The 12775-nt window shown below is 36.4% G+C and carries 15 protein-coding genes; 4 read left to right on the plus strand and 11 right to left on the minus strand.

Going from position 1 to position 12775, the window contains the following annotated elements:
- Nucleotides 1-2 precede the first annotated feature (2 nt).
- On the minus strand, nucleotides 3-752 hold the full coding sequence (locus AC27VX_RS14485; RefSeq protein WP_236854876.1) for a YggS family pyridoxal phosphate-dependent enzyme: 750 nt from the start codon (nucleotides 750-752) through the stop codon (nucleotides 3-5).
- On the minus strand, nucleotides 749-1468 hold the full coding sequence (locus AC27VX_RS14490) for an AAA family ATPase (protein ID WP_300689496.1): 720 nt from the start codon (nucleotides 1466-1468) through the stop codon (nucleotides 749-751). The genes AC27VX_RS14485 and AC27VX_RS14490 overlap by 4 nt, the downstream gene beginning before the upstream one ends.
- 1331 nt (nucleotides 1469-2799) lie before the next feature.
- Here AC27VX_RS14490 and AC27VX_RS14495 point away from each other — a divergent pair.
- Complete coding sequence (locus AC27VX_RS14495; protein WP_300687485.1) at nucleotides 2800-3135, plus strand: DMT family transporter; 336 nt, start codon at nucleotides 2800-2802, stop codon at nucleotides 3133-3135.
- Between the two features lie 149 nt (nucleotides 3136-3284).
- Here the strand turns inward: AC27VX_RS14495 and AC27VX_RS14500 are convergent, their stop codons facing one another.
- Nucleotides 3285-4256, minus strand: coding sequence for a hypothetical protein (locus AC27VX_RS14500; protein ID WP_488696301.1), 972 nt, complete (start codon nucleotides 4254-4256; stop codon nucleotides 3285-3287).
- A gap of 4 nt (nucleotides 4257-4260) precedes the next feature.
- Nucleotides 4261-4689: a hypothetical protein gene (locus AC27VX_RS14505; protein WP_236854872.1), complete on the minus strand. Its 429-nt coding sequence runs from the start codon at nucleotides 4687-4689 to the stop codon at nucleotides 4261-4263.
- Between the two features lie 199 nt (nucleotides 4690-4888).
- On the opposite strand from AC27VX_RS14505, the gene AC27VX_RS14510 reads away from it, so the two are divergent.
- Together AC27VX_RS14510 and AC27VX_RS14515 are read left to right on the plus strand one after the other, a co-directional pair.
- Nucleotides 4889-5965: a sensor histidine kinase gene (locus AC27VX_RS14510; RefSeq protein ID WP_488696303.1), complete on the plus strand. Its 1077-nt coding sequence runs from the start codon at nucleotides 4889-4891 to the stop codon at nucleotides 5963-5965.
- Complete coding sequence (locus tag AC27VX_RS14515; protein WP_488696304.1) at nucleotides 5962-6687, plus strand: LytR/AlgR family response regulator transcription factor; 726 nt, start codon at nucleotides 5962-5964, stop codon at nucleotides 6685-6687. Before AC27VX_RS14510 ends, AC27VX_RS14515 begins: the two co-directional genes overlap by 4 nt.
- 2 nt (nucleotides 6688-6689) lie before the next feature.
- On the opposite strand, the gene AC27VX_RS14520 is transcribed toward AC27VX_RS14515, so the two are convergent.
- Both AC27VX_RS14520 and AC27VX_RS14525 read right to left on the minus strand, forming a co-directional pair.
- On the minus strand, nucleotides 6690-7316 hold the full coding sequence (locus tag AC27VX_RS14520; RefSeq protein ID WP_488696306.1) for a class I SAM-dependent methyltransferase: 627 nt from the start codon (nucleotides 7314-7316) through the stop codon (nucleotides 6690-6692).
- A gap of 176 nt (nucleotides 7317-7492) precedes the next feature.
- Nucleotides 7493-8227, minus strand: a complete 735-nt coding sequence (locus AC27VX_RS14525; RefSeq protein WP_488696308.1) for a DNA-formamidopyrimidine glycosylase family protein — start codon at nucleotides 8225-8227, stop codon at nucleotides 7493-7495.
- A gap of 70 nt (nucleotides 8228-8297) precedes the next feature.
- Here AC27VX_RS14525 and AC27VX_RS14530 point away from each other — a divergent pair, with 70 nt between their 5' ends.
- Nucleotides 8298-9653, plus strand: a complete 1356-nt coding sequence (locus AC27VX_RS14530; protein WP_236859507.1) for a deoxyguanosinetriphosphate triphosphohydrolase — start codon at nucleotides 8298-8300, stop codon at nucleotides 9651-9653.
- A 7-nt stretch (nucleotides 9654-9660) separates the two neighbouring features.
- On the opposite strand, the gene AC27VX_RS14535 is transcribed toward AC27VX_RS14530, so the two are convergent.
- The 5 genes from AC27VX_RS14535 to AC27VX_RS14555 form a co-directional block, all read right to left on the minus strand.
- Entirely contained in the window at nucleotides 9661-10734 is a 1074-nt protein-coding gene (locus tag AC27VX_RS14535; RefSeq protein WP_488696310.1) for an NAD(P)H-dependent flavin oxidoreductase, read from the minus strand.
- 31 nt (nucleotides 10735-10765) lie between these two features.
- On the minus strand, nucleotides 10766-11146 hold the full coding sequence (locus AC27VX_RS14540) for a nuclear transport factor 2 family protein (RefSeq protein WP_236854866.1): 381 nt from the start codon (nucleotides 11144-11146) through the stop codon (nucleotides 10766-10768).
- Between the two features lie 74 nt (nucleotides 11147-11220).
- Complete coding sequence (locus AC27VX_RS14545) at nucleotides 11221-11952, minus strand: SDR family NAD(P)-dependent oxidoreductase (protein WP_488696312.1); 732 nt, start codon at nucleotides 11950-11952, stop codon at nucleotides 11221-11223.
- 7 nt (nucleotides 11953-11959) lie between these two features.
- Nucleotides 11960-12178 carry a tautomerase family protein gene (locus AC27VX_RS14550; RefSeq protein WP_300687498.1) on the minus strand — a complete coding sequence of 73 codons (219 nt, stop codon included), beginning with the start codon at nucleotides 12176-12178 and terminating at the stop codon, nucleotides 11960-11962.
- A gap of 4 nt (nucleotides 12179-12182) precedes the next feature.
- Nucleotides 12183-12740, minus strand: a complete 558-nt coding sequence (locus tag AC27VX_RS14555) for a YceI family protein (RefSeq protein WP_488696314.1) — start codon at nucleotides 12738-12740, stop codon at nucleotides 12183-12185.
- Nucleotides 12741-12775 lie beyond the last annotated feature (35 nt).

The raw sequence follows: 12775 nt of genomic DNA on the forward strand, positions 1-12775 counted from the left end.
TTTTACTCTTTATTCTTTTCTGTATTTTCCTCGTTCCAATAATAGCTGTCCGGATAGATTCTGGGCCCGAAAACAGCTGTTCCTACACGTACAATTGTCGCACCTTCTTCAATCGCTGTTTCCAGATCACTGCTCATTCCCATAGAAAGTTCTTTCATTTCTACGTTGGGAATATTTTCGTGAATAATTTCCTGCTGAAGGTTTTTTAAAATTTGAAAACATGATCGTACTTTTTCTGTTTCTGCACTGAAAAGGCCGATGGTCATTAATCCTTTTATTCTTAAGGTGGATAATTCAGACACTTTTCTGGTGAGTTCTATAGCTTCAGTGGGATGAACCCCGAATTTACTTTCTTCACCGGATGTATTGACCTGAATCAGAACTTCAATTGTTTTGTTTCCGGCCAGAAGTTTCTGATGCAGCTTCTCCGCCAGATCCAGACGGTCCAGAGAGTGAATGCAAGTTACATCATATTTCAGAATATCCTTGATTTTATTGGTCTGAAGATGGCCGATAAAATGATTTTCATGAGGAATATCCTTTAAATCTTCATATTTCTCCTTCAGCTCCTGAACTTTATTTTCAGCAATCAGCATATGTCCGTTTTCCAAAGCAATTCTGATACGATCCGCAGAAACTGTTTTTGTTGCTAAAAGTAATCTGATCTCATCCGGATTTCTTCCGGTCTTCTTACAAACTGCTGTTATCCGGTTTCTGATGATTTCAATATTGTGAAGGATATCTTCTTTCATGACTGTATGGTTTCTCTGGCTTCAAGTTTCCTGATTAAAGCTGCTTTAACAGCTGTAAGAGCATGATCTTTGGCTTCTGCGAAAGAAATGGAGTATCTGCGTTCAATAGTTCTCATCTCTTCGGGGAACTGATTCAGCAGCTGATCATAGTAAGTATCCAGAAATTCTGCAGAAGGCATTTCGTAATTGATCTTTAGCTGAAAACGTCTCAGAAGTGCAGTATCAATAATTTCAGGATGATTGGTGGCACAAAGTAAAAGGGCATTCTCAGGATAATAGTCAATAAGTTGAAGTAAAGTGTTTACCAGTCTTCTCATTTCGCCTACATCTTTATCATCACTGCCTCTGGCCTTTCCGATCTGATCCAGCTCGTCCAGGAAAAGCACAGCTCTTTCTCTGCCCGCTTTGTCAAATATCATTTTAATATTCTGCGAAGTCTCTCCAATACGTGATGAAACAATATTACTCAGATTCAAAATGATAATGTTTTTCCCTAAAGCGTTAGCTAAAGCTTTAGCAGTCATTGTTTTCCCACAACCTGAACTTCCCTGAAGGAGAATCTTATTGTTCACCGGAAGACCGTACTCCTGCAGTTCTTTAAGGTACGTATATTCCTTGATAAGCTGCGTAAGATGATCTCTATTACTTTTATCAAGAAATACTTCACTGAGGTTTACTTGTTCTTTGTCTTGAATAATAAGGTTGTACAGGCTCATAATGACTGATCAATAATTCTAATTTTACAAAGATAAAGTTTTATTGAATGAAGTATAACATCCTGAGTGAGAATAAAGGGGTGGTCCAGGGAGGATTTTGGGAGTTGAGAATTGAAAATTGAAAATTGAAAGTTGAAAATGGAGAATTGAGAATGACGACGGAATATGGGGAATGGGGATAGGTTGGGGTGATTAAAGAAGTTATTTTTTTACAATTTATATTATAGGGAATATAATGTAGGGAAGTGGAGGATACTTTATTTTTTCTGTTTAGATTTTTGCAGAGCTATGACTTTTTAGACTGATTCGGAAGGTTTTTGAGCTGGTTAAAAAAGTAAAGCCGGACTATTGTCCGGCTTTACTCATTGGATATTAAAATTTGTTATGAAACTAAGATCTTTCTGCTTATGTTTTTGGGCCCTTTTACTCCATTGAGTAAAAGAGCAACTGATTTCTCAGCCTAAAAACATAAAACAATATAATTAGTATAGATATTCTATAGGCTTATTTTATTTTAGAATTAGTTTCTTTCTCTTCTTGCTGTCATGAAATATGATGTGAACACTACTAAACATGTTGCGATACCGATATAAGTTACCATTTTGTATTATTTTTAATTATTTGACTTTTTTTTATCAATTTTTCAATTGCAATATTACTACTTTCAAATCACGTGCCAAAGCAAAACATTATGATGTATATCAGTGCTTTACGGTGATTATTGTTCATTTATTGGTGATTTTTTGTTTACAATAAATTAATATATTATTGAGAATTTATTAATACTTTTATTGTTCTGTCTGTAAAATTATGTGAAAACGATAACCGTTTAAAGACTTCTGTATTGGACTTGATAAAACAAAAAATAAATAATGCGTTACATAATACCTCTGTAAAATGTTTTTTTGAGACGGAAAATTTTAGCGTAAATCTGATTTCTTTGTTAATAAAATTTATTTTAGGCTGTATTTTTTTAACAAAAGTTTTTGTCAGTTGTCAGATTTCATGACAAGGGGAAATATTTATATTGTCACAAAGATGAAAAAGCTGACACCAGCTATGAACGTATGTCAGATAAATGATGTGATAACTGGAAGTGTATTTAAGTTTCTTTATATTAGTTGATTACGGCTATTTTTATTTTGGATTTATCATAAGCCTTCACAAAAAAGCCATTTTTTTTCTATGAATTATTTATCTCTAAACCGGGATTAAAAGTCAATGGGATAGGCAATACAGACGTTTTTTATGATCACTTTTTTGTTCATTTCCAGGGATTTGTTTTTAGGAATGGAAGTTCACTTTTGTTACTTTTGTAGAAAGAATAAATTATGGGACGCAGTTATATTTTTCTTGCTTTAGCTATTGTGTTTGAAATCATAGCCACTACTTTTCTAAAGAAATCTGAAGAATTCTCAAAACTATGGCCGTCTGTGGTAACGGTTATAGGATATGCCTGTGCATTTTATTTTTTGAGTCTTACACTACGTCATATTCCGGTAGGAATTACTTATGCTATCTGGTCCGGAGTAGGAATTATTTTTATTACGATCATTGGAGTCCTGGCCTTTAAGCAGGTGCCTGATGTTCCTGCAATTATTGGCATTGCACTGATCGTGATCGGGGTCATCATTATTAATGTGTTTTCAAAGATGGGAACGCACTGATTTTTAAAAAAGAGTAGTTGGGAAATGTAGGGGAATTGGATTGTAGCCTACCACTTAACAATACGTATCAGCTTCATTAAACAAGATAGATTCAGAAACTTCGGTTTCGTTTTTTCCAAAGCTTTTTAATGGTTTCGAAAAGCCTGAAATCATTTTGCTCCAGGTTTTCCAAAAGGATTATAAGATATTCCGACATTGACATAAAATGAGGGTTGATAACTGGCTTTAAAAATATAGTCTTTAAAAGATTCTTCTTTGTCAAAAACTCTTGCCTGAGGAACCGCTCTGATTCCTGTTTTTAAGGTTCCGATAAAATTACCGCCCAGATTATGCTCATAAATAGCTCCGGAATTAATCTCAAGCTGGCGGAATTCGTAGGTTCTGCTGTTCCTGTATATATAAAAGGTAGTATTATCCATCTCTGTTCCCAGAGAAATTCTCCCGTTGGCAAAAATGTCCTTTCTGATCAGTACCTTTTTAGGAAGAAGCACATCAAGTACCCAGCCATTATTGAATTTATTTTCATAGGTAAAGATCGGAAGAACGGGTATCTGACTACTGGGATCTATAAAACCGGCAATACCTACCATCATCTTTGTCTTTGGTGCAGCTTTCAGGATGAGTGAGGCGGTTACTGTTCCTCTGATTCTTTCAAAATGCTGTTCACTTCCATCTGTAGAAATGCTGGCAGTGTAGATGGCAATCTTTTGAAACAGTTTTGAAAAATAGCTCAGATTTACTGCTTCAGAATGATAATGATAGTGATCCTGAGTACTGGCATCAGTGATCATGGGTTCTTCGGTATTGAATGCTGTGTACCGATAGTTCAGAGAGGTACTCAGCAGCAGGTTTTTATTTTTTATAAAATAGATATTGGCATTTGCTTTTACCTGCTGAAAACTTTTTACCTTATTGTCAGGAAGGTCAGCTCCCTGAAGTTTTGATGAAAACTGATAGGGACCTGTTTGGGTAAAATCGACGTTCAGATCACGGTTCTGCGGAAATTTATCTGCAAAATAAGCTCTTACCTTCAGGGGAATACTGTCTTTCTTCTGTGCAGACACAATGCTTTTCAAAGGCAGCATAGCAAAGGGAAGAAGGGCTCTTCTTAATACTTTCATATTATTATTTTAAGGATAAGATGGAAGACTGAAAAAAATTGAACAGGAATATTCTGTCGTAAAATATTTCAATGCTGTTCTCTGCCATAAAATCGGTATAGCGGATCGTATTGGGCACAGAATCTTCTTCCACAAAGACAAACCAGATCTCTTTAAGTCTGTTCCGCCTTTTAAACTCCTCAAAGACATTCCAGTCAAATGGGGAAGAATACTTGAGGTCATAAAACAGGATCCCTTTCTTAATCCCATTTTCTTCTATGATATTAACAGGATGGTTAATGTAATTTAAAATCCGAATTTCCTGCTGATAACATTCCACAAAATGATGGAGATCAATAAGCTGTATTACTTTCTCTTCCTGCTGGGATTCTGTCATATAAAAACATTCTATGGTTATTTCTTCTGTAAGTTCCTGAAAAACGGCTAATTCCATGTGCATAAAAAATTGAACAGGACAAAGAAATGCAGAAAAAGACTGTGCAAATTTGTTTTTATACCAAACGGCTTGTAATTTATACGAAATCCGGATGTATTAGAATTCGTATAAAAAAAATCAGGGTTTGTATAATAGTATAGATATTCTTTGCGTTATTCTCTATTTTTGCTTTGTATTAAAACTCTGGGAGCATACTATGAAATACGGAACACCAAAATTTAAGGATACAATGGTTATAGACTTTCTGGTAGAAAACCGGTTCAGGTTCTGGCGCCATGGTATATTTCTTATTTTCTTTTTCGTGCTTATCTATACTGCAAGGTTCTGGCATTGGTATTCCGGCGTGTATCAGTATTATGTTTTATGCTTTGTCTACATGGTGCTGATCGGGATGGTATATATCAACATTTATGTTCTGGTTCCCAGATTTTTCTTTAGAACAAAATACATCACTTATCTTGTATTGCTTGTGCTGATGGGAGTTGTGGGACTTAATATGATAGGGTATGGTTTTAAATTCTTTTTTGAAGACTTCAGAGTGGAAAACTTGAAAAAAGTAGGGGACAGGGGCAGTATTTATGAAGGAGTACTCATGTGTATTCCTATTATTATGACCACTACTACAGTAAAACTGCTGCAAAAGTGGATCAGTGATACCAGGAGAATCACAGAACTCAGTAATCTGACCCTGCAGATGGAACTGAATGAGCTCAGGAATCAGATCAATCCGCATTTTCTGTTTAATATGCTGAATAATGTAAAAGCGCTTATCAGAACAGACCCCGAAAAAGCATCGGTAGTCATTGTAAAGCTTTCAGAATTTCTGAGATACCAGCTGTATGAGAATGGGGAAGAGAAAACCCTGCTGCTTTCAGAAATCGATTTTCTTTCCAATTTTCTCAATCTTGAAAAGATACGGCGCGATAATTTTTCATTCGATATCAATGTAGATATAGACAGCAGAACTATAAAAAGTACTTTTATCTCTCCCAATTTATTTACCACCTTTGTAGAAAATGCAGTCAAACATAGTGTAGACATCAGCAGTACAGATTCTTATGTGAAGATCAATATTGATATGGAAAATAAAATGCTGTGCTTTACCTGTACGAATTCCAGAAACTCAAATTTTACTGCATCTAATACCAGCTATGGAGGATTAGGACTTGCCAATATTAAAAGAAGGCTTGAACTCCTTTATGGAAAAGCTTTTGAACTGGATATTATTTCCGGGGAAAAAGAATATACCGTTAACTTAAAAATTCCAGTATGAATTGTATAATCGTAGATGATGAGCCGTTGGCAAGAGCAGAAATGCGATCGTTGATCATTGAAACCTCTAACACCGAGGTTCTTGGAGAATTTTCCAATGCACCTTCAGCACTGGACTTTCTTAAAACGAATGATGTAGACCTTATCTTTCTTGATATTGAAATGCCAATGGTCACAGGGCTGGAGTTTGCTGAAATGCTGCCAAAAAAATCACTGATTATTTTCACCACAGCCTATTCCCAATATGCTTTAAAAAGCTATGAGCTGGAAGCGGTAGATTATCTCCTGAAACCCATTGATCCCCGAAGACTGGAAAAGGCTGTAGAAAAAGCTGCTCTCTACACAGAACTTCTATCTAAAGATACGGTGAAAAATACTGTTGAATCCAATGCAGCAGATTTTTTATTCATTAAAGCCGACAGAAGGTTTTATAAAATCAACTTTTCAGGTATTAAATTTATTGAAGGATTAAAGGATTATGTAGTAATTCATACCAGACATCAGAAGCTTATCACTGCAATGAATCTCAAAACGATCCACCAGAAAATTGTATGGGAAACCTTTCTGCGCGTAAGCAAATCTTATGTAGTCAATATTGACTTTATAGATTCATTTGACAATCATAATATATATATTGATGAATCTGAGATTCCTATCGGAGAAGTTTACAGGTCCGATTTTTTCACAAAATATGCCGGTGGATTTTTGAATTCTGACGGATAAGACTAATGTTTCTGACCTGTGAAACGGATCACTGAACCGGTTCCGTTATGAAATAACCCTTCGTTAAGTTCAATTTCCTTTTCTTCAAGTTCTAAGATCTTGTAATCGGGAAAATCAGTTTTGATTTCGTCAATTGAAAATAAGGATCCTATATCTTTTGGTCCGCCTACTTTTTCATTTTTCGTCACATATTCAAGGTGATTCTTGCTGAATGCTTCAAAGATAATGAAGCCTCCCTTACGCAGATACTGATTCAGCATTATATGAATAGAAGATTTAATATCCGCAGGGAAGTGGGCATAAATAAGAGCAATAGCATCAAAATGCTCCTTTTGGAAATTCAGGTTCTGAAGTTCTCCAACCTGATAATCGATAATGACATTTTGATTTTCGGCAAGCAGTAAAGCTTTAGCCTTTCCTTCGCTGCTGATATCGAAAGCTGAAACATTCCATCCTTTGGTGGCTGCAAAAACGGCATTTCTTCCTTCACCTTCCGCGGGAAAAAGGATAGAGGAGGGTTTTAGTTTTTCTAACTGTTCTTTTAAATAATTATTGGGCTCTGTACCATAGGCAAATTCCTCACTGCTGTATCTGTCGTTCCACCTGTTGATCCATGTATTCTCTGTCATTGTATAATAATTTGAGTTTTATTTCCGGTTATTATTGTTCATCGTTTACCGATAGATAAAAATTGATTGAATACCTCAAATATAGCACGTTTTCAGGCTTTTTCATGAATGGAAAAAACACTGGTCAAAATAGATTTTGTGAATAGACTTTTGATGAGAAGAGTTGTTGGAATGCATTAATAAAGCTTCTGATCTGTTTCGCAGTAAAAGCTTCTTCGTTTTCCTAAGCCAGTTTGTTTTTTTACCAGTTTTTGCCCGCATATCGGACAAGCTTTTTTTGAATGAACCAACCAGTGTTTCTTTAAAACAAATTCCCGTTTCCAATTCAGGAAATCAAAACTGTAATTTCTGGCTTCGGCAATCAGCTCCTTCAGTTTTTTTGCCGGCAGATTTCCGATAAGACTTTCAGGCTGAACACCAATTCTGAACAGAACTTCATTCTTAATAATATTTCCTACACCCGAAAAAATATCCTGGTTCATCAAGGCATCACATACCATCATTTCTGGTTTGGACTTCAGTTTTTTCCTTGCTTTTTCCGGATTCCATAGGTCACTCATCACATCAGCTTCCCAATCGATGCCAGATAAATAATCAAGATCTACAGATTTGACGGAACAGGTATAGAAATATATGCTTTCAGTTTTAAAATTAAGTGACAGGCGAAGGCTTTGATCAGGTTTCTTCTGTTCATTAATACTATATGACCCGAACATCAGCAGGTGAATGCGTACAGCCTGTTTATCAAAAACAAGATAGGTCTGTTTTCCGAAAGTACGGATCTCATGAAGCTTCTGACCGATAAGAAGTTCTTTATCGAATTTTGCATTACCCGACGCTCCTGTCACTTTCTTTCCGACAAAAGGCTGCAGGTTTTCTTTCATTAATATAATGGAGGGACCTTCAGGCATAGTTTAGCTTTTGAATAAAAGTTCAAATACTATTCCGTAAAACTAAAATTTGGAGTAATTTTGAAAAATGATGAATTTAAACCAGATTTTCACCAATCAACGTACAGGAAACAATCCACATACCAAAGCTTCAAGAACTGATTTTCAAAGAGATTTTGACAGGATTATTTTCTCTTCCGCATTTAGAAGACTGCAGAATAAGACTCAGGTTTTTCCTCTTCCAGGAAGTGTATTTGTGCACAACAGGCTGACGCATTCTCTGGAAGTGTCCTCTGTAGGAAGAAGTTTAGGAAGTATTATTGGTGAATATATTGCTGAAGATTTTAAAAATGAACTTACGGAAGATTCAAAGAACTTTTATCTATATAATTTAGGAAATGTAATTGCAGCAGCCTGTTTATGTCATGATGTAGGAAACCCTGCCTTCGGACATTCCGGGGAAGATGCTATTGCAAGTTATTTTGAAAGAAATGAGAATGACCTGAAATCCAAATTCAATGAAAAAGAATGGGCTGATCTGGTTAACTTTGAAGGGAATGCTAATGCCATCAGAGTATTGGCCCAGCAGCAGCAGGGAAAAGATGCCGGAGGTATTCAACTCACTTTTTCTACACTGGCAAGTATAGCGAAATACCCTTGTGAAGCCGTTGCCAAGAAGAAAGGGATCATTCACAGAAAGAAATTCGGGTTTTTCCAGAATGAAAAAGATATTTTCCTTGAAATTGCGAAGGGAACACATCTGATCTCAGAGAGCGAGGAACCTCATATTTTCAAAAGGCATCCTTTTGTATGGCTGGTAGAAGCTGCGGATGATATCTGCTACAATATTATTGATATGGAAGATGCTCACCGATTGGGGATTGTATCTACTTCAGATTGTGAAAACCTTTTCTTTGAACTGGTAAAATCTGAAAGCAGCGATATTGATAAAGTAAAAAATAAACTGGCTTCCATCTCCAATGAAAATGAAAAGATATCCTATCTGAGAGCAAAAGCTATAAATGCATTAATCAACAAATCACTTGAAGCTTATAAGCAGAATTTTCAAACAATTCTGGAAGGAAATCTGGATAAAGGACTGCTTGATATTTATAAATCGGAAAATAATGCACTGCAGGATATAGAATCTTTTTCTATTGAAAAAATTTACAACCACAAAGCAGTGGTGGAAATTGAAAATGCGGGCTATAACGTAATGTACGAATTACTGGATCATTTTATCCCTTCCATTTTGAAACCGGAGGATGAAAGAAAATCTTATGATAAAAAAGCCTTAAAACTACTTCCGAGGCAGTTCTTCTATGAGAGCGGAACAGACTATCAGAAGGTTTTGGGAATTATTGATTTCGTTTCAGGAATGACAGATAATTATGCTACAGATCTTTACCGGAAAATTAAAGGAATAGACATCGGAATGACGGTGTAAATTCTAATTATTTTAATAATTCAGAAGCCTCTTCTATTAATGATTTCATTAAAGTGGAGGCCTTTTTGTGTTTCAGAATAGGAGCAATCTGCCCAGACCAGAAGAAAACCAAATCGCTCTTTTGCTGTTCCATTGCAGCTTTTCTCAAAGATCTCATAAAATGAGTCTGCAAAGGAAATGGCAATGTTTTATCCGTAGCGGTCAATACATCTCTTGTGATTTTTGTGGTAATTCCGCGCCCTAATCTTCCGGTGTATGCTCTGGTGAGGGTTGTAGATTTTGAAGCTTCGGAAAACAAAAATTCCTTGTGCAGAGGCAGCGCTCCGGATTCTTCGGTAGCTAAAAATGCAGTGCCAACCTGTACAGCATCTGCCCCCAGTTTGAAAGCTCCGGCAATGCCACGCCCGCTGGCTATTCCTCCGGCTGCAGCCACAGGAATTTTAACCTTATCCCTGATCAGTTGAATCAGAGTAAAAGTTCCGGTGGTTGAAAGTTCAGCTTTCTCCAGAAATGAAGGTCTGTGGCCGCCACTTTCAAAACCTGAAGCTACAATAATATCTACACCCGTCTTTTCCAGGGCGGTGGCTTCATCCACAGTGGTTGCATTTCCAATGATAACTGTCCCCTGGCTTTTCAGTTTTTCAATAATATCAGGATCCAAAAGTCCGAACATAAAGCTGAAGACCTTAGGCCTAATATCAAAAATAACCTGAAGCTGATTCTGAAATCTTGATTCAAAGGAGGGCGGAAGAGGCGGAACTTCAATACCTAAACTATCATAATAGGGCTTGAAAACCTCTACCGCTTTTTGGTACAGATTCTCCGTGTGTTCCTGATCAATAATATCATGATCGCTCACCCAAAGGTTCAGATTATAAGGTTGATCTGTAATCGTTTTGATTTGCCGGTCAACATCAAAAATATCCTGAGGAGATAAAGTATAGGCACCATAACCTCCCAGACCGCCAAGCCGACTAACCGTTGTTGTGAGTTCTACAGTTGAAAGTCCGCCTCCAAAAGGCCCCTGAAAGATAGGATATTCTATGCCAAGTAAATCTGTTATCTTATTTTTATTCCACATAATATTGGATTATTTTGGTAAAATTAATAGATTAACATTCTACATCGGTCAGCGTCTTGTTGACAATAAGCCATTGGCCGTCAATCTTATGAAAAGTTATAAAATTATAGTAATTGAAATCGTACATTTTTACATTTAATTTTACCACAGCAATTGTGTTGATCACATCCACTGATAAGATGGTTGGTTTAAAATTTTTTCCGGATTTTTCCGGACTTACGCGGTTTCCCACTCCTTCAATATACTGTGCTGAGGTCTTATAATACGGAACCCCTTTTATATCTCCGAAAAGCAAAGCATCTTTATGGAAAATATGTTTTAAAAGCTCAGTATTTCCTTCATAAATTCCTTTGAAATAATAGGCATTAATGATGTTTCTTATTTCCGTTTCTTCTGTTTTGTATGTGTTCATGACATTTATTTTTTGAGCATAGCTGTTTATTGGTATCATAAACAGCCATGCAAGTAAAATTAGAATTTTCATTTTTATAAACGATGTCCTGCGCCCATTCCTCCGTCTACATTGATGATCGCACCTGAAATAAGTTTATTCTTGGCAATTGCATGAATCATCTGGGCAACCTCTTCGGGTTCTCCGATACGGTTAATCAAATGAAGTCCCGCGTTGTTGTCAAGGTCATGACCATGCATCGGTGTTCTTATGAGCCCTGGTGCAACGGTGTTTATTCTGATATTATCATTTCCAAATTCTGCAGCCAGTTGCAATGTCAAAGCATGGATCGCTCCCTTGCTGGAAATTGGGGCTGTGGACGGAGATTGTGCAATTGCATGATAAACCAGCGGTGTTCCGATGTTGATGACCACACCTTCTTTCTGTTTGATCATTTGAGGAAGTACAGCCTGTGTTGTGAAGAATGTTCCTTTTAAGTTGGTTGATAAAAATCTGTCCAGGTATTCTTCCGTTACATCTAAAAACGGTTTGTTTTCGTAGATTCCTGCATTATTGACCAAAACATCTATTGAACCGAATTTTTCAAGAGCAGTTTTAGCCAATGCTTCTCCTGTTGATTTTTTCGAAACATCTCCGGCAACCATCGCGAGATTTTCTCCAGCCTTCAGTTCATTATAAACGGCTTGTAATTTCGACTCTGTTTGTGAATTGATGACTACATTATCCCCTCTGTCTAAAAAATAGCGGGCGGTCGCCAAACCAATTCCTGATGATGCTCCGGTGATAAGTACGGTTTGTTTTTTCATATCTGATTTACTTTTTTTCGGTTGAAAATCCCTGCTCTTTTAACACTGAAACCTGCTCTCCTGCATATCCCCAGTTATCATTGTCGATTTCGTTAATCATTATGTGGGTCAGATGCGGATCTTTATTTAAAACGGTAGTGATTACTTCACTTACTTTTTGAATTAATTCCTGTTTTTTTTCGCGGCTTATATCTTCGCGTAAAACATCTATGGTTATAAATGGCATAATATTAAATTTTTAATGATATTAATGAATTGGCTGCCTCTGCAACTAAATGAATATTCAGATCGAAATTGTTATAGATTAGAGTATCACCAAGGTTGGTAAAGAAATTGGCAGATCTGAATCTGATATTGAATTTTGCCCGGTCAATTACAATTTTTGCTTCTAAAACAGCAGTGTTATCCTTTTTCACCATCTGTAACGTTGTTTCAAGAGAATGGGTAATGCCTTTAATGGTAAGATCACCTTTTACATGGTAAAGATTACTGTCACCTGGCTCAGCGTAAGTAATTTCAAAAACGGCTTCAGGATATTGGTCTGAGTTGAAGAAGTCATCAGAAGCCAGATGATTTGCAAATTGAGTATTGGTTTCAGGATCTTCTATATCAAGGATGGTAATTGATTTTGTGTTGATTACAAATTTCCCTGACAGGATGTTGCCGTTTCCGAATGTGAAATGTCCTTCTTTCAATCCTATGGTTCCGTTATGAGCTCCTGTTACTTTTCTTCCGGTCCATTCAGCTAAACTTTTTTGGCTGTCTATTATAAAACTTTTTGTGTCCATTTTTAATTGGGTTTAAATGATGGGACAAAGTTCAG

The organism is Chryseobacterium sp. 14P4.3.2 (assembly GCF_057799275.1).

Coding starts and splice junctions, on each gene's coding strand:
- AC27VX_RS14485 (WP_236854876.1), bottom strand. CDS start 752: ATGAAAGAAGATATCCTTCACAATATTGAAATCATCAGAAACCGGATA.
- AC27VX_RS14490 (WP_300689496.1), bottom strand. CDS start 1,468: ATGAGCCTGTACAACCTTATTATTCAAGACAAAGAACAAGTAAACCTC.
- AC27VX_RS14495 (WP_300687485.1), top strand. CDS start 2,800: ATGGGACGCAGTTATATTTTTCTTGCTTTAGCTATTGTGTTTGAAATC.
- AC27VX_RS14500 (WP_488696301.1), bottom strand. CDS start 4,256: ATGAAAGTATTAAGAAGAGCCCTTCTTCCCTTTGCTATGCTGCCTTTG.
- AC27VX_RS14505 (WP_236854872.1), bottom strand. CDS start 4,689: ATGGAATTAGCCGTTTTTCAGGAACTTACAGAAGAAATAACCATAGAA.
- AC27VX_RS14510 (WP_488696303.1), top strand. CDS start 4,889: ATGAAATACGGAACACCAAAATTTAAGGATACAATGGTTATAGACTTT.
- AC27VX_RS14515 (WP_488696304.1), top strand. CDS start 5,962: ATGAATTGTATAATCGTAGATGATGAGCCGTTGGCAAGAGCAGAAATG.
- AC27VX_RS14520 (WP_488696306.1), bottom strand. CDS start 7,316: ATGACAGAGAATACATGGATCAACAGGTGGAACGACAGATACAGCAGT.
- AC27VX_RS14525 (WP_488696308.1), bottom strand. CDS start 8,227: ATGCCTGAAGGTCCCTCCATTATATTAATGAAAGAAAACCTGCAGCCT.
- AC27VX_RS14530 (WP_236859507.1), top strand. CDS start 8,298: ATGAATTTAAACCAGATTTTCACCAATCAACGTACAGGAAACAATCCA.
- AC27VX_RS14535 (WP_488696310.1), bottom strand. CDS start 10,734: ATGTGGAATAAAAATAAGATAACAGATTTACTTGGCATAGAATATCCT.
- AC27VX_RS14540 (WP_236854866.1), bottom strand. CDS start 11,146: ATGAACACATACAAAACAGAAGAAACGGAAATAAGAAACATCATTAAT.
- AC27VX_RS14545 (WP_488696312.1), bottom strand. CDS start 11,952: ATGAAAAAACAAACCGTACTTATCACCGGAGCATCATCAGGAATTGGT.
- AC27VX_RS14550 (WP_300687498.1), bottom strand. CDS start 12,178: ATGCCATTTATAACCATAGATGTTTTACGCGAAGATATAAGCCGCGAA.
- AC27VX_RS14555 (WP_488696314.1), bottom strand. CDS start 12,740: ATGGACACAAAAAGTTTTATAATAGACAGCCAAAAAAGTTTAGCTGAA.